Raw genomic sequence first — 19,306 nt, 5'->3', positions numbered from 1 at the left:
CTGCCCCCAAAAGTCGAGTCTATTCAGCGATGGGGGTGGCGTGGTAGCCCGGCCGCCAGTCAGCTGAGGTGCGCGCGTCGCTGGCGTCGTTGGCTTCGCGGCGCGCTATGGTTTCGCCTTCGGAGGATTGATGGACGATCGGTATGGTGCAGACGTGTTGGCGTCTGGTTGGCGCACGCGCGGGCAGCGCGAGATTCCCCGTGTGCAAGCGCAACGAGATCTCGTAGTCGAAGTGGTCGAAGACGGCTTCTGCGGTGCGGTGGTCGGTATCAGCTCGGGAATGGTCGAGCTCGAAGATCGCCGACGCAAGCGGCGACTCTTTCCGCTCGGTGGCGGATTTCTCGTCGACGGCGAACCAGTAACGCTCATCGTTCCGCAACGTGCCGCTGACCGGCCGCGACGCACTGCGTCGGGTTCCTTCGCCGCCCCCGAAGCGCGAGCGCGCGTAGCGCGCGCCAGCCGCATTCTCGTTGAGGGTCGACACGACGCTGAACTCGTCGAAAAGGTATGGGGCGCAGACCTGCGTGCCGAAGGCGTCGTTGTGGAGTACTTGCAGGGAATCGATTTGCTGCACGACTTGCTCGAGGCGGAGCCACCGTCAGCTGAGCGACGCTATGGCGTGCTGGTCGACCACCTCGTTCCCCACTCGAAAGAATCACGTGTCGCGCAGCAGATCGAGCGCGGAAAGCACGGTGCGCACCTGCGCATCGTCGGACACCCGTGGATCGATGTGTGGCAGTGCGTCACGCCTAAAGCGATGGGAATCGCTCGTTGGCCAGAGATCCCTCGCGGTACCGAATTCAAGGTCGGCATCTGCCGCGCGTTCGGATGGCCCGCAGAAGATCAGGCCGACATCGCCCATGCGTGGCAACGCATTCTGTCGCGGGTGAGCACCTACCGCGACCTGGAACCCGCGCTTCTTGGGCGCGTTGAAGAGCTGATCGATTTCGTGACGCAAGAGGGTAGATAGCCTAGAAGGGTGACCGACCTGCCCCCTGCCATTCCGGAACCTTCGACTTATCGTGACCGCCCGGTCTCGTTTGTGCGCCGTGGCGGACGCATGTCAGACGCGCAGGAGCGCGCGTGGGCAGAGCTGGCGGACTTCTATGTCATCGACCCGCCGCGTGATGCGGCTGCCACCAGCATCCTTCCCGGTTCGGCTTTTTCTCCCGCGGACGTCTGGGAACGAAGTGCGCGCCTGGTCGCCGAGATCGGGTCGGGCCAGGGCCACGCGATCATTCACGCTGCGACCGAGAACCCTGACACCGACTTTCTGGCGATCGAGGTCTTCCGCTCAGGTCTCGCTCGCACCATGCTCGCCGCCGAGCAGGGCGAGCTGCGTAACATCCGCCTCGTCGAGGCGAACGCTCCAGAAGTGCTCATGCATTTGATCCCTGCTGCTGCTCTTGACGAACTGTGGGTCTTCTTTCCTGACCCGTGGCACAAGAACAAGCACACCAAGCGTCGAATGGTCACTGATGAGTTTGCTGGCCAAGCGGCCGAGGCGATCACTAACGGCGGCTTGCTGCGCCTGGCAACCGACTGGGAAGACTATGCCCTGCAGATGCGCACCGTGCTTGATGCATCCGCTGATTTCGAGCGGGCCTTCGAGGGTGCGTGGGCGCCTCGATTCGAGGGGCGAGTGATCACCGCCTTCGAGCGGAAAGGTGCGCGAGTCGGGCGCGACATTCGTGACCTCGCCTACCGCCGCCGCGACCGCGCATGAGTGCGTCGTTGATCGCTAGCTCGGAACTCTGATGCCCGCCGCTGACGTGATTCTTCCGGTCCGCTCGGCTCGCTCGTGGGCGCTGCTCCCGGCGTTTCTTGTGTGTCTGGCCGCCCCCGCGTTCTTCGTGGTGCGCATTCCGTGGGTGGGCTGGCTGTTGCTTGCCGCAGGGCTCGCAGGAGCGTTCTGGCTTTCACGAGGGGATGCTGCCGCGCAACCCGCAGCTGCCGAACCGTCGGCCAGCACGGGCGCCATCAGCATCCGCCCACCGAGCCTGGTACGCGACCTGTCTTTGGTAGCCCTTGGGATGCTCATAGTCAGCGCAATCCCTTTGAAAGCCGAACTCGACAACTGGGCCATGGTGCGGTTCAGCCTCGTGCTCGGGGGAGCGGTCGCGGTGCCGTACCTGATCTCACGGTTCGTCTTTCGAGATCATGCCACCCGGTTTCCCTGGCGCGGCGGTGGCCGGTGGACATCATTCCAGTGGGGCTGGCTCGTGCTGGTGTTGGTGCTCGGCTGGCTGATTCTGCCGTTCTATTTCATCACTTCTGGCGTCTACCTCAACTGGCCTGTGGTCGATACTCCCGAGATGATTGCGCGCCTCTTCGTCGGAGTCGGAGCGGTGGGAATCTGGGACGAGCTGTTCTTCATCTGCACTGTTTTCGCGCTGTTGCGACGCCACTTTCCGGACTGGCAGGCCAATCTGCTGCAGATGGTCGTATTTGTGTCGTTCCTCTGGGAGCTCGGCTACCAGGCGTGGGGTCCGCTGCTGACGATTCCGTTCGCGCTGCTGCAGGCATTCATCTTCATGAAGACCCGTTCGCTCGCCTACGTCGTCACGGTGCATCTGCTGTTTGATGCTGTGGTGTTTCTCGTTCTCGTGCACGCGCACAATCCGGGAGCGCTTGACGGACTCTTTCTCGTGTGACGGTGCCCAGGCCGTGATCAGCGACCCTCGCTAGAGTGGGTCGCTGGAACCCGAACTGGTTCCCCGGACGACGGATCAGTACCCGGTGTGCGACAAGACTGGCCAGGAGCACAGTCATGTCGTGGGTCATTCTTGTTATCTCTGGTGTTCTCGAAGCCGTATGGGCGACAGCCCTCGGCAAATCCGAAGGGTTCACCAAACTGTGGCCGAGCATCGTGTTCGCCATCGCGCTGGTGGCAAGCATGGGCGGACTCGCATGGGCCATGCGCGATATCTCGACGGGCACTGCCTACGCGGTGTGGGTCGGCATCGGTGCAGCGTTGACGGTTGCGTATGCGATGGTTACCGGCGATGAGGCGTTCTCGGTTGTCAAGATGCTCTTGCTTTTCGGGCTGGTGGGGTGCGTTGTAGGGCTGAAGATGGTCGGCAGCGAGTAGACGTCGCGCCGGTGATCGCACTGCCGATCGCCCATAGGAACTTCATTGACTGCACAAAGGCCCGTGGTAGCGGCGCGCTGAATAGTGGCCCTTATGGAGATCACACAGCCCCGCGCGAATGTTGTTCGCGTCGCGATGTGCGGTGTCGGCACTCTCCTTCCCGCGAAACCGATCGGGGTGGCGTTTGCCCCCGAGGTCGGGCGAGTTTTGCGTCGACGAATCACAAGGAGCACAAAATGAAAAACAAGAAGTACACGCTCACCGCAGTAGCCGGTTCGTTCTTGATCGGTGGCCTCATTCTTGCGGGATGCGCGTCGCCCGAGACTGCTACCGAAGTATCGCCGGTAGTGACTACCGAAGTGGCGACGACACCCGTTGAGGTCACCGAGTCGATCGGAGCGGTCGCCGCAGAGGTTCTCGCGGCCAACGCGAACACGACGACGGTGAACAGCGACGAGTGGAGCATGGACGGCGCAGTGTCTATCGCGCTTGACGGAACCACGGCGTCGGCAGAGGGCGAGGGGGTCACCGTCGCTGACTCCACGGTCACCATTTCTGCGGCCGGCACCTATGTGCTGAGCGGCCAGTTCGACGGTCAAGTCGTTGTTGACACTGAGGATGAAGACGTTGTCGCTCTCGTGCTCGACGGGGCGGAGATCTCCAACTCGACGAGTGCTGCCATCAACGTCGTGAACGCAGAAGACGTCGTCGTTTCGCTGAGCGGCACCAACGTGCTCACCTCTACCGGCGACGATGAAGAAGCCAACGCCGCGCTGTTCAGCGACGCGGATCTCACGATCACGGGCGATGGTTCGCTCACAGTGAGCAGCGTGAACGACGGCATCACTAGCCACGACGATCTCGTGGTGCTGTCGGGCACCATTGATGTCACTGCGGGCGACGATGGTCTTCGAGGCAAAGACTCACTCGTCGTCGAGGGCGGCACCATCACGGTGGATGCCGCCGGCGACGCGCTGAAGTCAGACCAAGAAGAAGACGACACTCGCGGGTTCATCCACATTGCCGGCGGCACGCTCGATCTTGCGGGTGGCGATGACGGCCTGCAAGCGCAAACTGACCTCGTCATTACCGGCGGCGAGATGACAGTGGATGCTGAGGACGATGGGCTGAAGTCAGAGGTCTACATCGTTGTCTCCGGGGGAGAAACCTCGGTGGTCAACTCATATGAGGGCGTCGAGTCGTACTACATCACGATCGAGGGCGGTGCCCTGGGCGTGCAGGCGAGCGACGATGGGATCAATGCCACCAGCGGAACCAGCACGACGACTGACGTCGGGGGAGTGGTGGAAGAAGACGACGGTGCAATGCTGACCGTCACCGGCGGCGAGACCATCGTCTCTGCTGAGGGCGATGGCGTCGACACGAACGGTTCTGCGCTGATCACCGGCGGCACCCTCACGGTGTTCGGATCGTCGAGCGATCGAGAAGGCGCGCTCGACGCCAACGGGTCGATCGTGGTCGACGGTGGCACTGTGCTCGCAGTCGGAACAACAGGCATGGCGGTTTCGCCCGATGCGTCATCGGCGCAGGGGTGGTTCTCGGCTTCTCTCGACCAGAGCTTCGGCGCCGGAGAGACGGTGCAGGTTCTGGATGACAGCGGTGAACTGATCGTTGAGTTCACCTCGGTGAAGACGTTCCAGTCGGTCGTTCTGTCGGATGCTGCGCTCGAACAAGACGCAAGCTACACGATCACAGTCGGAGGCCAGAGCGCCGGAACCGCGGTAGAGGGCGTTGAAGCTGCCAGCACAATGGGCGGCGCTCCAGGGCGACCGTAGCAACGAGCGGGCCACCGCTGAAGAAGAGAAGATCGCCGTCCGAGAGCGGGCGGCGATCTTCTTGTCGCCGCGCCTTGTCGCTGTACTCTTTCAGAATGCTCGAGCCTGAGGTTCTCAAATACGCAGCATTCAGTGCACTACCCGACGGCGGCAATCCTGCCGGCGTGGTTCTGTCGGCAGGCGAATTGGATGAGCCGGCGATTCAAGGAATCGCAGCCGAGGTTGACTTCGCTGAAACGGCATTTGTCACGGGAGTGAGAGGCGACGGTGCGCTCAGAATCCGCTACTTCTCCCCGATTGCCGAGGTTCCTTTTTGCGGACACGCAACGGTAGCGACCGCCATCGCGTTCGCTGAGAGGAACGAGTCAAGCGGCGACGAGCCGATTACATTCGCGACCCCGGTAGGTGATGTGGTGATCGCGGTATCTCATGAGGAGCAGGGGATCCGGGCGGCATTCACAAGCATCCCCCCGTCAGTCCGCGAACTCACCGGCGGCGACCTCGCGGCGATCCTCCGACTCATTGGGCTCGCGGCCGACGACATAGATCTTGAGCTGCCACCACGTATCGCTCACGCGGGCAACCCGCACCCGGTTCTGGTGCTCGCCGATCGTGAGACTTTCGACAGATTCACCTTCGACCCTCACGAGGCCCGCGCACTCATGGACGACCGAGGGTGGCCCGCAACGATCACCATCGCGCACCGCGTTGCGCCCGACCGGTTCGGTGCACGCAATCTGTTCCCGGTTGGACGGATCACCGAAGACCCGGCCACCGGTGCCGCGGCAGCGGCATTCGGCGCGTATCTGCGAGACCTCTCAGCAGTACCGGTGCCCAGCAGAATCATGATTGAGCAGGGCTCTCACGTCGGACGACCCGGGTTTCTCACCGTCGACATCCCGATGACCGGCGGCATCGTCGTCTCAGGTCACGCCGTGCCCATCGATTGAGTCACACTCGAGTCGAGCCCCCGAAAAAACTCTGGCCCATCTTGTCGATTGCTGACAGGCGTTGCGTCATACCGGTGAGGCGGAAGTGCCGCCACCAAAGGAACGCGCTATGAACGTGCCACTCAACTTCGTCGCAATCGCGGTAGCCACCCTGGCAGCGATGATCATCGGCTATCTCTGGTACGGGCCACTGTTCGGCAAATACTGGCGGCGGCTCTCAGGACTCGACAGCAAACCTGCGCCAAAACCGCAGATCATATATCCCGTCACACTCGTCGCCAGCTTTGCTACGGCCTTGAGCCTGGCATGGGTCAGTAGTGCTACCGGTGTGAACCCGGTGGCGGTGGCCGCTATTCTGTGGCTGGGTTTTTCTGCCTCGAGGGCGCTCATCGTGACTCTGTTCGAAGCGAGGCCTCTGCGGCTGTTCATGATCAACACAGGTCACAACCTGGCCGTCGCACTCGCGATGGCTGTCACTATCGGTCTAATGGGCGCTTAGCCTGGCCGACGTCAGAAGGAAACGCACATGGAATACATGATTCTCATTCACTCTGATGAGTCGTACGCAATGCCCGAGCCCGGTGAACAGGGATTCGACGAAGCAATGGCGGCCTGGATGGTGTTCAACCAGAAGCTCATTGATGGCGGCCATTGGATCGCCGGTGCAAACCTGGAACCCACGACGACCGCAACGACGATTCACAAGGTGCCCGGTGGCGCTCCGACGTTGACGGATGGCCCCTACGCCGAAACAAAAGAGCAGCTGGGGGGCTTCTATCTGGTGAAGGCGGCAGATCTCGACGAGGCACTCGCCCTCGCTTCTTCGTTGCCGCTCCCCGCCGCCTCTATCGAGGTGCGGCCCGTCAAGGTGAGGCCAGACGCAGCTTGACCGGCACGATTGCCGAGGCGATTACTCGGCTCGCGCGTGAGGAGGGCGGGCGCGTCGTAGCCCTCCTCACCCGTCGCTTCGGCAGTTTGGATATCGCTGATGAGGCGGTGCAGGCGGCGCTCGTCACCGCCGTGGAGGCGTGGGAGCTTTCTGGTGTGCCCGATAACCCGGCCGCGTGGCTGTACACGGTTGCCCGCAATTCCGCGATTGACGAACTCAGGCGCGAAGCGGCGATCCGGCGGCGAACGCTCGCTGTCGCATCCGAGGTTCTAGAGAGACAGAGCTGGGAGGCGGAACCGAGCATGATCGAGGACGATCATTACGACGGGTCTGAGAGTCTGCGACTGATGCTGCTCTGCTGTCATCCCTCGCTTGACTGCGACTCGCAGGTCGCCCTTACTCTGCGACTCGTCGGGGGGCTCACAACGCCAGAAATCGCCGCAGCCTTTCTGATTCCCGAAGCGACTCTCGCGCAGCGTATCGTGCGTGCCAAACGCAAGATTCGTGCCGCGGGCATTCCGCTGTCGATACCCGCTTCACTCGATCAACGCGTGGGCGCACTGCTTGGTGTGCTCTACCTGGTGTTCAACGAGGGCTATCTGTCTCGTTCGCGCGAGGGTGTGCGGGTGGATCTCGTCGACGAGGCGTTGCGGCTTACCCGGCACGCGCGCGAACTGCTCCCTCATAACGCCGAGGTAGAGGCGCTGCTTGCGCTCGAATTGTATGCGCACGCGCGCACCACATCGCGAGTCGACCCGCTGGGAGATTTGGTGCTCCTTACCGATCAGGATCGCAGCGCGTGGAACGTGGTTGAGATAAGCGAAGCCAATGGCCTGCTTCGCTCCGCCATGAAACGGCTGCAACCGGGCACGTTCCAGATTCAGGCGATGATTGCCGCCCAGCACGCGAACGCGCGAACTGCAGAGGGCACTGATTGGGCACTGATCGCCGCCCTGTACACCCAACTGCGTCAAATGGCGCCGTCGCCTGTGGTCGCGCTCAATCATGCGGTCGCGGTCGCCATGGCCGACGGGCCCCTCGCAGGCCTCGCACTGTTGGAAGAAGTCGACTCGCTTCAGGATTACCATCTCTTCCACGCGGCACGCGGGGAGCTTCTCCTGCGCGCCGACCAACGAGATCTGGCGCAAGATGCCTTCGTTCAGGCGCGCGCGCTCACAGCCAACGCCGCAGAACGGAGACATCTCGAGCGGCGACTCTCGGCGTGCTAAAGCTGTTGCGCACACCACGGTGGGCGCCGGCGGCTTTCGGTCTCTGATGCGGAACTCGCGCGGCCCTCGACATGCCGGGAAAGGGGTGGGACTATGTGCGCATGAGCACTCAGATCGTCCTCGTCCCCGGGTTCTGGCTCGGCGCGTGGGCTTGGGATGATGTTGCGCCCATGCTGGCCGCCCGTGGATACGCCGTTGCTGCACTGACGCTGCCTGGCCTCGAGCCGAACAGTCGCGGGCGCGGCGAGGTAACGCTTGACGACCACGCTCGGGCCATTGCCGATGCCCTCGATCGCGGCGTCGATCGACGTGTGCTCGTCCTGCATAGCGGGGCCGCGCTGCCGGGCACCATCGTGCTCGACCGGCACCCCGATCTGGTCGACCACGTCATATTCGTAGATACCGCGCCGGTGCCGGACGGATTCGCCATGAACGCCGAGCTTGAAGGCGCGGAGTTTCCACTCTCTGCCGCATGGGAGACCGAGATGGCCGATGGCAGCATGCGCGAACTGACCGACGAGCAACTGAGTACGTTCCGCGATCGCGCTGTACCGCAACCCGGTGGTACCGTCCGCGATCCGGTAGTTCTGCTCGATCCGGCTCGTCTCGCAGTTCCCGGCACTGTCATCTGCACCGCCTTTTCGAGCACGGACTATCGCTCGTATGCCGCGCAGGGGGTCGGGTTCTTGGCCGGGCTGCTAGAGCACACCGCACTCGACCTCGTCGATCTGCCGACTGGGCACTGGCCGATGTGGTCACGACCGGCGGAACTCGTTGAGCTGATCGCCCGCGCTGCGGGCCGCTGACGACGCGGCCACCCGTAGGCTGGAGCCGATGCGCGAGTTCATCCGTGGTGCGGGCCTGCTCTTTCGGGGATTCGCCCATTGGCGTCGACGCCCAGGCGCGATGGCGCTCGGCCTTATTCCGGCAGCGATCGTCGCTGTGCTGTTCGCCGCCGGTCTCGTCGCGCTCGGCTTGCTGCTACCCGGACTCACGAGCTCGCTGACTCCGTTCGCAGATGGCTGGTCGCCCGTCTGGGCGACGATCATCCGTGTCACGCTCGGCACGGCGGTGTTCGGCGCAGCCCTGGCCATCGGCGCGGTGTCATTCACCGCTCTCACCCTGCTGATTGGCGAACCGTTCTACGACCGCATCTGGCGTTCTGTCGAAGCGGCCGAGGGCGAAGGGCCCCTCGAGGCAGACTATGGCTTCTGGCGCGCCGCACGTGACAGCCTCACGCTGATTGCGCGTGGAATTCTGATCGCACTGATCGCCGTGCTCATCGGGCTGGTGCCGGTCGTCGGTTCGATACTGAGCGGCGCAGTTGGCGTCACGCTTACGGGTTGGCTGCTCGCTGACGAGCTGACCTCCCGTGCGCTCACCGCACGGGGCCTGCTCGGTCCCCAGCGACGCGCGGCGCGGCGCGGTCAACGGGCACGAGTGCTGGGCTTCGGCGTCGCCACGCAACTGTGCTTCCTCGTGCCCCTCGGGGCAGTTGCGACGATGCCGGCGGCTGTCGCCGGCTCGACACTCCTCGCACGTTCTCTCCTCGCGGAGGCAGCCGACGCACCCTGAGCGGCGCTGCGCAAACACGTGTGGCTATATTGGGCTCCATGCCTTTCGCTATCGCGCTCAGCGGACTGCTCGGCGTGCTCGCTCTGTTCCAACTTGCACTCATCTTCGGCGCCCCGCTAGGCGCTTTCGCCTGGGGCGGCCAACATCGAGTGCTACCCACGCGGCTGCGGATTGGAAGCGCGGTGTCGATCGTTATCTACGCGCTGATCGTGGTCGTCGCCTGGGATCGCGTAGGCGCCGTCGACATCTTTGATGAGTCGGTTGCAGAGGTCGCGATGTGGGTGATCTTCGCCTACTTCATGCTCGGCATCGTGATGAACGCGGTTTCGCGCAGTAAACCAGAGCGCTACACGATGGTGCCGATGTGTGTTGTTCTTGCAGCGCTGTCGTACTTCATCGCCACGGGATAGAGCGAAATCGCGGTCCGATTCGGACGAATGATCCGCCAACCCGCTGCTGCGTTGAGGAGAATCACCAACCAGCTGCTGCCGCTGTGCGCTCTGTCGTTCTCACTATCATCGTCTCGTGACCAAGAACGCGATCATCTTCCACGGCACGGGTGGCTCCCCGGACGTAGCGTGGTACCCGTGGCTTGACCATCGACTGAGCGAGCGGGGATATCGGGTGGAGCGCCCACACCACCCCGGCATCAATGTCGAGCCGATCGCCGCGTTGTTGCCGAAGGTGCTCGCCGCCCACGACTTCGACGCCGACACCGTGCTCGTCGGTCACTCTGGTGGTGCCGCGCTTCTGCTCGCGGTGCTTGAGAACCTCGAGTGTGCTGTCGCCCAGACGATCCTCGTTGCCGGATATGCCACGCGGGTCAATGGGTCAGAGGAGCCAGTGCTCCAAGACACCTACGACTGGGATCGGATCGGCGCTCACGGCGGAGACCTTTACTTCATCAACTCGGTCACCGACCCTTACGGGTGCGATGCCAGCCAAGGCCGACTGCTCTTTGACCATCTCGGCGGCACTCAGATAGTTCGTGATGACGGGCACTTTGGAGACTACGACCAACCGTTCGACACCTTCGAGCTCTTGGACCGACTGATCCGCTGAGGAGTAGCAACGAGCGCTGCTCGTTGCTGAAACCAACCGGGGCGCTCAAGGATGAACGCACCCGGGCCAGCGACGAGCCAGTGAGAAGAACTGTAAAACGATCGTTGTACAGTTGTCGTATGGAGACGAAGATAAGGATCCTCAGGCAGGCGGAACATGTGTTCGACGAGCATGGATTCGCCGCCTCGGGTGTGGATCGAGTGACCGACGCGGCGGGCGTCTCGACGCGAACGCTTTACAAGCATGTCGGGAGCAAAAGCGCACTCATTGAGGCCGTTCTCAGTGAACGACAAGCTCGATTCTTCGCCAGCGTGAACGGGTCGAGCCTTGACGAGCTCTTCGATTCTCTCGAAACCTGGATGGTCAACGAAGGGGCGAGAGGCTGTTTCTTTCTGCGAGCCGAAGGCGAGAACGCTGGTCAGATCTCAGAGATCACGAACGCTGTAGACGAGTACCACCGGTTGCTTCGCGATCTCATCGACAGGATCGTCAGCAACGAGCTTCACGCGTCCGACCCGATGCTCTCTGACCAGATCCTCATCCTGTTCGAGGGCGCGACGTCTGCGGCAACCTACCGGGGTGCATCAGTTGTTCGCACGGCATCTGCCGCTGCATCCGCCCTGCTTCAGGCTCGCATTTTGGAGATGTTCGACCATTCTGACGATAGAAAGCGATCCTGATCTATGCATCTGCTCACCGTGTTCTCCCACCCGTTCTCCGATCACTATCCAGCCGCCGTGATGGATGCGTTTCATGCTCCGTTTGTTGCGCAAGCGGCCAGCATCGATGTGCTCGATCTGCATGCTGAAAACTTCGACCCGCGGTTCACCGAGGCTGATCACGACCACTTCTGGGGCGGACCGATTCCGGGCGGCATCGTCGAGATGCACCGACGGGTCGAGGCGGCCGACCGCCTGGCTTTCGTCTTTCCCGTCTACTGGTGGGGAATGCCGGCGATGATGAAAGGGTGGATTGAGCGCGTCTTCACCGCAGGATGGGCGTACCAGTACGGTGCCGGAGTTCACGACCGCGGCAAAGTCGCGGATGCATCCTCGCTTCTGCCCCGCATCCCGACCATCTTGATCGGCGTCGGCGGGTCCAAGCAGGCGACATACGACCGATATGGCTACGCCGACGCGATGCGCACTCAGCTTGACGTGGGCACTCTGGCGTATTGCGGACTCACCGACGTCGAGTCACATCTCATATTCGATGTCGAAGGTGATCACAACGCAGACAAGCGACTTGCCGGGCTGGAGCAGGCGCGAGCCGCGGCTGAGAAATTTCTGCTTCCGGATCGCATTCCTCGCGACGCGAAGCGTGATCACTTCGAGGAGTGATCACGCGAACAAAAAATCGCGGGTCGTGAAGACCCGCGATTCCTTGTGTCTGCTGTGCCCCCGGCGGGAATCGAACCCACGACCTTTGGTACCGGAAACCAACGCTCTATCCCCTGAGCTACGGAGGCGCACCGATCGAGATTACCACCCATGCGGCTTCGTCTTTGCCGGGTCAGGGCGTAACGGCCGGTTCGGCATCGCCCGGCGCATCGGCGACAACTTCGGTTGGGGCGACGATGTCGGCAAACGCCGTCATCACGCGCTCAGCAAGGTACGCGTGTCCCTCGGTTGACGGGTGATCCCGCCCGGCGCCGGTGTCGATCACATCAAGGTAGTTCGACGCAATGATCCACGACTCGGCGATCGGCGAGATGTACCACCAGCCACGCTCCGTGGCGAGCGCCGCGAGCTCTTGATCGATCTGCTCGGTTGCCGTCTCGACCGGCAGCACCTGAGGGGCGGGTCCAAGAATGACGATGGATGCGGCAGGGTACTTCGCCGCAAGCTCATCCCACGCGGCGTTGACCGCTAACCGATAGTCAACGGACTCATAGAGGCGACGGTCATTGATTGAACCCTGCACGATGATGAGGTCGGGGGAGACAGCAGCATCCATTGCCTCGATTCGGGTGCCATATGCGGGCCCGTCGATTCCCGGCTTGAGATAGCCGCTGCCACGCACACCGTCAACGCGCACCTGCCAGCCGAGGTCTGCGCCGAGTCGGTAGGCAAAACCCAACTCGGGAACGATCGCCGCGGAACCATAAACCCACGAATCGCCGAACACCAGCACGCTAGGCGACGTGGGAAGAACAAGCGCTTCAGCGGTCGCGCCGACCGGCTGCGACTGCGCACCAGCGACCGGCGCGGACGTCTGCAACCACGGGCGCCATAGCGCCGTAGCGCACACCACAGCGAGAGCGAAACCGACCGCCATCGCCGCCCACCACGGGCGTGACACCCGGGTTGCGGAATGCGATGTCATGCTTCGAGGCTACGCGACGATGAGGCGGGGCGACCCCTTGGCTTCGAGACGGAAGCGCATGCGCGACGAGTGGCCCGCCGACGCGTGGCGCCGGGCTGGTATTTCACGTGCGAGGATACTTCGATGCACCGCTTCGTCACCGCTGAACTGGACCTCGATCTGGGGGCATCCATCGACCTGATTTTCCAGATCACTGCGGCGCAGTCGATGCCCCTTTCGAGCGAACAGCTGACCTTCACCCAGGGTGACCGCGTGTACACGCCGACCGAGATCGTCGACCAGTCTGGCAGCCGTCTGCATCGCCTCACAGGCGAGGCTGGCCGACTCGAAGTGCGCTATGAAGCCGTCGTTGAAGGGCGGGCGACCCACGCCCGCACGAGCGACCTCGAAGCGATTACCTACCTGCGCCCCAGTCGTTACTGCCAGTCCGATGAAGTGTTTCAGCAGGCACGACGGCAGTTCAAAGGTCTACAGGGCCACGAACTGATCGCCGCGGTGTCAGAGTTCGTCTTCACCAGCACGACCTATACCCCCGGACTGAGCCAGGGCACTGACAGCGCCGTGACGACGCTGATGACCGGTCAGGGCGTATGCCGTGACTACGCGCACGTCGTCATTGCGCTGCTGCGCGCCATGGACATGCCGGCGCGCTACACCGCCTGCTTCGCCCCTGGCCTCAGCCCGATGGACTTTCATGCTGTGGCGGAGGCTTACTTCGATGGTGCCTGGTACGTCATTGACGCGACCCGGCTGTCGAACCGAAACTCGCTCGTGCGCATGGCCACCGGACGCGATGCGTCAGACTGCGCTTTCTTGAGCTACCACGGTGGATTCGTCGGGCTTGAGCGCATGCGTGTCGATGCATGGGTGTTGCCAGACGACCATGAAGATGCCGTGCGCGTGGGGGCTCCGGCCGATGTCGCCGACCCCGCCGCGGATGATTTCTTCGAACTTGTGCAGATCGCCTGAGCGATACGGCGGAGTTGAGCTCAGCCGCCACAACTAGACTGGCACGGTTATGAATCCTGATGCCCTCTCTGCCGCTCTGCTCGCCGTCATCGCCCCGCTCATCGAGGCGCGACGCCCGGGCTCGAGCGACGGTCTGACGTCGGCCGACGTTCCGCTCGAGCGTCCCAAGAACCGCGACCACGGCGATTGGGCATCGAACGCGGCGCTCAAGCTGTCAAAGGCGGTAGGGGCGAATCCTCGAGAACTCGCAGCTGAAATCGCCGAGGCGCTCGGCGCGATCGATGGCGTCGCCAGCGTCGAGGTTGCCGGGCCCGGGTTCATCAACATTCGATTGGATGCTGCCGCCGCAGGCGCCCTCGCCAAGACCATCGTCGAGGCTGGCGCTGCCTTCGGCACCAACGAGACGCAGTCCGGTCGCACCATCAACCTCGAGTTCGTCAGTGCGAACCCGACCGGTCCTCTTCACATCGGTCACACTCGATGGGCAGCTCTGGGCGATTCCATCGCTCGTCTGCTGCTCGCCAGCGGGGCCACCGTCGATCGCGAGTTCTACATCAACGACGCCGGCGCCCAGATGGAGCGTTTCGGTCACTCCGTGCTTGCGGCGGCGCAGAACAAGCCGACCCCTGAGGGCGGCTATGCCGGTGCCTATATTGACGAGCTGGCGCGACGCGTGCTGGCCGCAGAACCGCGACTTCTCGAGTTGAGCGACGATGAGCAGCTCGAACGTGCGCGCGAGCTGGCTTACCGATTCCAACTGGCTGAAGTGCAGTCGTCACTGTTGCAGTTCAACGTTCACTTCGACGTGTGGTTCTCGGAACGCACGCTTCACGCCCCCGGTGCGACGGGCGAACCGAGTCTGGTCGACGAGGCAGTAGACCGGTTGCGCGAGCAAGGACACGTCTTCGACGACGGTGACGCGGTGTGGGTTCGCACGACCGACTTCGGTGACGACAAAGACCGTGTTATTCGCCGTTCGAATGGTGAGTACACCTACTTTGCCGCCGACGCTGCCTACTACCTCAACAAGGGCGACCGCGGCTTCGCGCACAAGATCTACCTGCTCGGTGCTGACCACCACGGCTACGTGCATCGTCTGAAAGCGCTCGCCGGTGCGGCAGGAGACGACCCCGAGAAAGACATCGAGGTGCTGATCGGTCAGCTCGTCTCGGTGAATGGTGCGCGTCTGAGCAAGCGCGCCGGCAACATCATCGAGATGGACGATCTTCGCGAATGGCTCGGCACCGACGCTCTGCGCTATTCGCTGGCACGGTATCCCGCCGATTCGCCGCTCACCCTCGATCCAGAGCTGTTGCGCAAGCGCACGAACGACAACCCGGTCTTCTACGTGCAGTATGGCCACGCGCGTACGCACAATGTCGGACGAAATGCGGCAGCATCCGGCGTTGACCGCAGCGAATTCGCTCCTGAACTGCTCACTCACGAGACCGAGTCAGCGCTCCTCGGTGCGCTGCAGGAGTTTCCGCGCATCGTCGCGTTCGCCGCCGAGGTTCGCGAGCCGCATCGCGTCGCGCGATACCTCGAAGAGCTCGCAGGCCTGTACCACCGCTGGTATGACAATTGCCGAATCATTCCGCTCGGCGACGGTGAGATTGAAGCGGTGCATCGCACGCGCCTGTGGCTCAACGACGCCACCGGTCAAGTGCTGCGCAACGGACTCGACCTGCTCGGGGTTAGTGCACCAGAACGGATGTAAGAGCCGATGAGCCTGAACGATACGCAGCCGACAACGGTCATTCCTGACTGGGGTTATGCAGAGCCGCCCAAGAAGCGACGCTGGCCGTGGATCGTGATTCTGGTTCTCGTCGTGGGCGGAGCGATCGTGGCGTGGTTCGCCGCCGAGGCCGCCGCGCGCGACATCGCCGAGAAGATGATCAGCAACGGTGTGGCAGAGCAGCTCGATCTTCCCGCGGATCATGAGATCGATGTCGACATTGAGGGCACTGTGATTCCGCAGCTCATCGTGGGGCGACTCGACACCGTCGTGGTCTCATCCGACGACGTGCCGCTCGGTGATGTCGTCGCCGATGTCAGCGTGACCGCGCACGATGTACGGGTGCGTGAACCGCAGGGCATGAGCGGGGCGATGGCAACGGTCGCTCTGAACGAAGAGCAACTGCGCGGATTGATGTCGACGGTCGAAGGATTTCCCGCTGAGACAATGGGCCTTGATGACTCAACCATCACGATGAACATGGAGCTGTCGCTTCTCGGCATCGGCGTGCCGGTCGGCGCCGCCCTCACACCTTCTGCGGTCGAGGGCGAGCTCGTGCTCAGTCCCGATTCGGTGGAGGTGGCGGGCGCTGAGCTCACCGCCGACCGGTTGCGGGATCAGTTCGGAGTCGTTGCCGACGTCGTGTTGCAGGACTGGCCGGTATGCGTGGCGGAATACCTGCCGACCGGAGTCACGCTGACCAGCGCCGAGGTGAGCGGTGGCAAGCTCATCGCTGACTTCACGGTCGACAGCGCCCTGCTCACGACCGACGCACTGCAGCAGAACGGTACCTGCGAGTGACACCACGCCATCGGGCGTCACAAGTCACGGGCTCGGCATACACCGTGCCGTAGACTCAGAAACTGCCCGGCGTGTGCGCCTGCCGGCCGCGGCTTCTTGCCGCCTTGGCTGTTCTGGCGGCACCGCAACCCAAGTTCCCACCGATTGGTCTTTCTGTGTCCGCCGCTTCGCCCTCTTCCGTGTCGACACGGCCGGATGCTCCCGACGACGCCAACGAACTTGTCGAGACCGTATGGCCGAGTAGCGCGACCCGCGACGAGCGTGGCGAAATCGTGCTCGGCGGCATCACAGCTTCTGCGCTGCGCGAAGAATTCGGCACCCCGCTGTGGGTCGTCGACGAAGACGCCATTCGTGCTCGCGCACGGCAGGCCCTCGCTGCATTCAACTCGGCGGCAGGGCGTCACGGCGTAGACGCCCGCGTCTACTACGCCGGCAAGGCGTTGCTGACTGCTGAGGTCGTGCGCTGGGTCACCCAAGAAGGCCTCGCCGTCGATGTGTGCACGGGGGGCGAGCTGGCTCTTGCGCTCGCGGCAGGGGCAGAACCTGCGCGCCTCGGCTTCCACGGAAACAATAAGAGCGCTTACGAGCTCGAAGCCGCTGTCGCCGCCGGAGTTGGCTCGATCGTCATCGACAGTCCGATCGAGATCGAGCGTCTCGCAGCAATCGCTGAGCGCCTTGGCATCAATCAAGCGGTGCTGATCCGTGTGAACAGCGGTGTGCACGCTGAGACTCACGACTTTCTTGCCACCGCTCACGAAGACCAGAAGTTCGGCTTCACCCTGGCGGATGCTCCAGCCGCCGTCGCGCGCATCCGCGAACTCTCTTCGCTGACCTTCATCGGCTTGCACTGCCATATCGGCTCGCAGATCTTCGGTACCGCTGGCTTTGAAGAGTCAGCCGCGCGACTCATCGAACTGCACGCCGAGCTCGCCGAAGCTGCGCCGGTGCCGGTACTCAACCTCGGCGGCGGATTCGGCATCGCCTACACCGCGTCAGACCAGCCGACCCCGATCGAAGAGCTCGCGGCAGGTATCGCCGATGCCGTCGCTCGAGAGTGCGAGGTGCGCGGCATCGCTATGCCCAACCTGGCATTCGAACCAGGCCGCACGATCGTCGGCCGCGCTGGTGTCACGCTGTATGAAGTGGGCACCACCAAGACTGTCAACCTCGAAGACGGCGCGACGCGTCTCTACGTGAGCGTTGATGGTGGCATGAGCGACAACGCGCGCCCGGCGCTGTACGGCGCGCAGTATTCGGCGCGACTCGCTTCACGCATCAGCGACGCCGACCCCGCGCTCGTGCGCGTCGTCGGCAAGCACTGTGAGTCTGGTGACATCGTGGTCGACGCGGAGTACCTGCCCGGTGACGTCGCCCCTGGCGACCTGCTCGCGGTGCCGGCCACCGGCGCCTACTGCTTCTCGCTGGCAAGCAACTACAACTTCGTTCCCCGGCCGCCCATGGTGGCGCTGCGCGGGGGAGAGGCGCGGGTAATCGTTCGCGGCGAGACGATCAACGATCTGCTCTCGCGTGATGCCGGCCTCACCGAATCTCCGATGGAAGGGATCGCATGACCGATTACCGCCGCCTCCGCGTCGCACTTCTGGGTGCTGGCTCCGTGGGCTCTCAAGTTGCTTCGTTGCTCCGACAGCACGGTGACGAACTCGCCGACCGCGCGGGAGCAACACTCGAGCTCGTTGGCATTGCCGTGCGCGACGTCAACGCACCGCGCGAAGTCGATCTGCCTCAAGAACTGCTCACCACCGACGCGAAGACGCTCATTGTCGGCGCAGACATCGTCATCGAACTGATGGGCGGCATCGAGCCCGCGCGTGAGTACCTGCTCGAAGCGATCAACTCTGGTGCAGACGTCGTCACGGCCAACAAGGCGCTGCTGGCAACCCACGGGCCTGAGCTGTTCGCCGCTGCAGACCAGGTGGGCGCCCAGGTGTACTACGAGGCCGCGGCCGCCGGTGCGATCCCCATCATCCGCCCGCTGCGCGATTCGCTTGCTGGCGACAGGGTGCAGCGCATCATGGGCATCGTCAACGGCACGACGAACTACATCCTCGACCGCATGGACAAAGAGGGCGCCGAATTTGCCGACGTTCTCGCCGACGCGCAAGCTCTGGGATACGCCGAGGCTGACCCGACGGCTGATGTCGAGGGCTACGACGCGGCTCAGAAGGCCGCGATTCTGGCGAGCCTTGCGTTCCACACGACGATTCCGCTCGAGTCCGTGCACCGCGAGGGCATCACTCAGATCGATAAGTCGATGATGGATGCTGCCCGCAAAGCGGGCTACGTCATCAAGCTGCTCGCCGTGTGCGAGCGGCTGAACGACGACGCCGGCGGCGAATCCATCTCGGTACGGGTGTATCCGGCGCTCGTCGACCGTGAACACCCGCTCGCTTCGGTGCACGGTGCGAACAACGCTGTCTTCGTGCAGGCAGAGGCTGCCGGAAACCTCATGTTCTATGGCGCGGGAGCGGGCGGCGTGCAGACCGCATCGGCCGTGCTCGGCGACGTCGTTTCGGCGGCACGTCGTCATATCGCAGGCGGTGTCGGTGTCGGCGAGTCAACCCTTGCCAACCTGCCGATCGTGCCGATCGGGCACGTCACCACGCGCTATCAGATCACGCTCGAAGTGAACGATCGCCCCGGAGTGCTCGCAACGGTTGCCGGCACACTGAGCGATGGCAAAGTGTCAATCGCGACCGTCGAACAGACAGTGATCGACGCAGACGACACCGACGCGGCCACGGCGCGCTTGGTGATCGGCACGCACAAGGCACGTGAACAAGATCTCAGCGACACCGTAGACACACTCGCCGCAAGTGGCGTGGTGGCGCGGGTCGTATCGGTATTGCGGGTAGAAGGAGACTGA

At 63.3% G+C, this 19,306-nt stretch carries 21 protein-coding genes, 1 tRNA gene and 1 riboswitch; of the genes, 20 read left to right on the top strand and 2 right to left on the bottom strand.

What is annotated here, in order from left to right; genetic code table 11:
* Window positions 1-130: 130 nt before the first annotated feature.
* The 15 genes from WDU96_RS12420 (at window position 131) to WDU96_RS12350 (ending at window position 11,932) form a co-directional block, all read left to right on the top strand.
* Window positions 131-970, top strand: coding sequence for a DUF3097 family protein (locus WDU96_RS12420; protein WP_337338834.1), 840 nt, complete (start codon window positions 131-133; stop codon window positions 968-970).
* Between the two features lie 90 nt (window positions 971-1,060).
* Window positions 1,061-1,726 (top strand): tRNA (guanosine(46)-N7)-methyltransferase TrmB, encoded by a 666-nt coding sequence (gene trmB / locus WDU96_RS12415; protein WP_337338929.1) that lies wholly within the window; start codon window positions 1,061-1,063, stop codon window positions 1,724-1,726.
* A 31-nt stretch (window positions 1,727-1,757) separates the two neighbouring features.
* Window positions 1,758-2,654, top strand: a complete 897-nt coding sequence (locus tag WDU96_RS12410; protein WP_337338833.1) for a CPBP family intramembrane glutamic endopeptidase — start codon at window positions 1,758-1,760, stop codon at window positions 2,652-2,654.
* A gap of 42 nt (window positions 2,655-2,696) precedes the next feature.
* A riboswitch (guanidine-III (ykkC-III) riboswitch) is annotated at window positions 2,697-2,761 on the top strand.
* A 9-nt stretch (window positions 2,762-2,770) separates the two neighbouring features.
* Window positions 2,771-3,091: a DMT family transporter gene (locus WDU96_RS12405; protein WP_337338832.1), complete on the top strand. Its 321-nt coding sequence runs from the start codon at window positions 2,771-2,773 to the stop codon at window positions 3,089-3,091.
* 236 nt (window positions 3,092-3,327) lie between these two features.
* Complete coding sequence (locus WDU96_RS12400) at window positions 3,328-4,887, top strand: carbohydrate-binding domain-containing protein (RefSeq protein ID WP_337338831.1); 1,560 nt, start codon at window positions 3,328-3,330, stop codon at window positions 4,885-4,887.
* Between the two features lie 95 nt (window positions 4,888-4,982).
* Window positions 4,983-5,837: a PhzF family phenazine biosynthesis protein gene (locus WDU96_RS12395; protein ID WP_337338830.1), complete on the top strand. Its 855-nt coding sequence runs from the start codon at window positions 4,983-4,985 to the stop codon at window positions 5,835-5,837.
* A 109-nt stretch (window positions 5,838-5,946) separates the two neighbouring features.
* Entirely contained in the window at window positions 5,947-6,336 is a 390-nt protein-coding gene (locus WDU96_RS12390) for a DUF1761 domain-containing protein (RefSeq protein ID WP_337338829.1), read from the top strand.
* Window positions 6,337-6,363: 27 nt separating this feature from the next.
* Window positions 6,364-6,726 carry a YciI family protein gene (locus WDU96_RS12385; RefSeq protein ID WP_337338828.1) on the top strand — a complete coding sequence of 121 codons (363 nt, stop codon included), beginning with the start codon at window positions 6,364-6,366 and terminating at the stop codon, window positions 6,724-6,726.
* Window positions 6,723-7,955, top strand: coding sequence for an RNA polymerase sigma factor (locus WDU96_RS12380; protein WP_337338827.1), 1,233 nt, complete (start codon window positions 6,723-6,725; stop codon window positions 7,953-7,955). The genes WDU96_RS12385 and WDU96_RS12380 overlap by 4 nt, the downstream gene beginning before the upstream one ends.
* A 101-nt stretch (window positions 7,956-8,056) precedes the next feature.
* Complete coding sequence (locus WDU96_RS12375) at window positions 8,057-8,761, top strand: alpha/beta fold hydrolase (RefSeq protein ID WP_337338826.1); 705 nt, start codon at window positions 8,057-8,059, stop codon at window positions 8,759-8,761.
* 28 nt (window positions 8,762-8,789) lie between these two features.
* Window positions 8,790-9,530, top strand: coding sequence for an EI24 domain-containing protein (locus WDU96_RS12370; RefSeq protein ID WP_337338825.1), 741 nt, complete (start codon window positions 8,790-8,792; stop codon window positions 9,528-9,530).
* 38 nt (window positions 9,531-9,568) lie between these two features.
* Complete coding sequence (locus tag WDU96_RS12365) at window positions 9,569-9,940, top strand: hypothetical protein (protein WP_337338824.1); 372 nt, start codon at window positions 9,569-9,571, stop codon at window positions 9,938-9,940.
* Window positions 9,941-10,055: 115 nt separating this feature from the next.
* Entirely contained in the window at window positions 10,056-10,592 is a 537-nt protein-coding gene (locus WDU96_RS12360; RefSeq protein ID WP_337338823.1) for an RBBP9/YdeN family alpha/beta hydrolase, read from the top strand.
* Between the two features lie 119 nt (window positions 10,593-10,711).
* Window positions 10,712-11,272, top strand: coding sequence for a TetR/AcrR family transcriptional regulator (locus WDU96_RS12355; RefSeq protein WP_337338822.1), 561 nt, complete (start codon window positions 10,712-10,714; stop codon window positions 11,270-11,272).
* Between the two features lie 3 nt (window positions 11,273-11,275).
* Complete coding sequence (locus WDU96_RS12350) at window positions 11,276-11,932, top strand: NAD(P)H-dependent oxidoreductase (protein WP_337338821.1); 657 nt, start codon at window positions 11,276-11,278, stop codon at window positions 11,930-11,932.
* 55 nt (window positions 11,933-11,987) lie between these two features.
* On the opposite strand, the gene WDU96_RS12345 is transcribed toward WDU96_RS12350, so the two are convergent.
* Together WDU96_RS12345 and WDU96_RS12340 are read right to left on the bottom strand one after the other, a co-directional pair.
* Window positions 11,988-12,060: transfer RNA gene (locus tag WDU96_RS12345), tRNA-Arg, on the bottom strand.
* Between the two features lie 44 nt (window positions 12,061-12,104).
* Window positions 12,105-12,917 (bottom strand): SGNH/GDSL hydrolase family protein, encoded by an 813-nt coding sequence (locus WDU96_RS12340; protein WP_337338820.1) that lies wholly within the window; start codon window positions 12,915-12,917, stop codon window positions 12,105-12,107.
* 123 nt (window positions 12,918-13,040) lie between these two features.
* On the opposite strand from WDU96_RS12340, the gene WDU96_RS12335 reads away from it, so the two are divergent.
* The 5 genes from WDU96_RS12335 to WDU96_RS12315 all read left to right on the top strand — a co-directional run bounded on the left by WDU96_RS12335 (window position 13,041) and on the right by WDU96_RS12315 (window position 19,306).
* Window positions 13,041-13,886 (top strand): transglutaminase-like domain-containing protein, encoded by an 846-nt coding sequence (locus WDU96_RS12335; protein WP_337338819.1) that lies wholly within the window; start codon window positions 13,041-13,043, stop codon window positions 13,884-13,886.
* A gap of 49 nt (window positions 13,887-13,935) precedes the next feature.
* Window positions 13,936-15,603, top strand: coding sequence for an arginine--tRNA ligase (gene argS / locus WDU96_RS12330; RefSeq protein ID WP_337338818.1), 1,668 nt, complete (start codon window positions 13,936-13,938; stop codon window positions 15,601-15,603).
* 6 nt (window positions 15,604-15,609) lie between these two features.
* A complete protein-coding gene (locus WDU96_RS12325; RefSeq protein WP_337338817.1) occupies window positions 15,610-16,422 on the top strand; it encodes an LmeA family phospholipid-binding protein in 813 nt (270 codons plus the stop codon).
* A 179-nt stretch (window positions 16,423-16,601) separates the two neighbouring features.
* Window positions 16,602-17,993 (top strand): diaminopimelate decarboxylase, encoded by a 1,392-nt coding sequence (lysA, locus tag WDU96_RS12320; RefSeq protein WP_337338816.1) that lies wholly within the window; start codon window positions 16,602-16,604, stop codon window positions 17,991-17,993.
* Window positions 17,990-19,306 (top strand): homoserine dehydrogenase, encoded by a 1,317-nt coding sequence (locus WDU96_RS12315; RefSeq protein ID WP_337338815.1) that lies wholly within the window; start codon window positions 17,990-17,992, stop codon window positions 19,304-19,306. Before lysA ends, WDU96_RS12315 begins: the two co-directional genes overlap by 4 nt.

Source organism: Microbacterium marmarense (genome assembly GCF_037204165.1).
Taxonomy (GTDB): Bacteria; Actinomycetota; Actinomycetes; order Actinomycetales; family Microbacteriaceae; genus Microbacterium; species Microbacterium marmarense.
The sequence above is the reverse complement of the archived record's forward strand: the minus strand, read 5'-3'. Positions and strand labels throughout refer to the sequence as shown.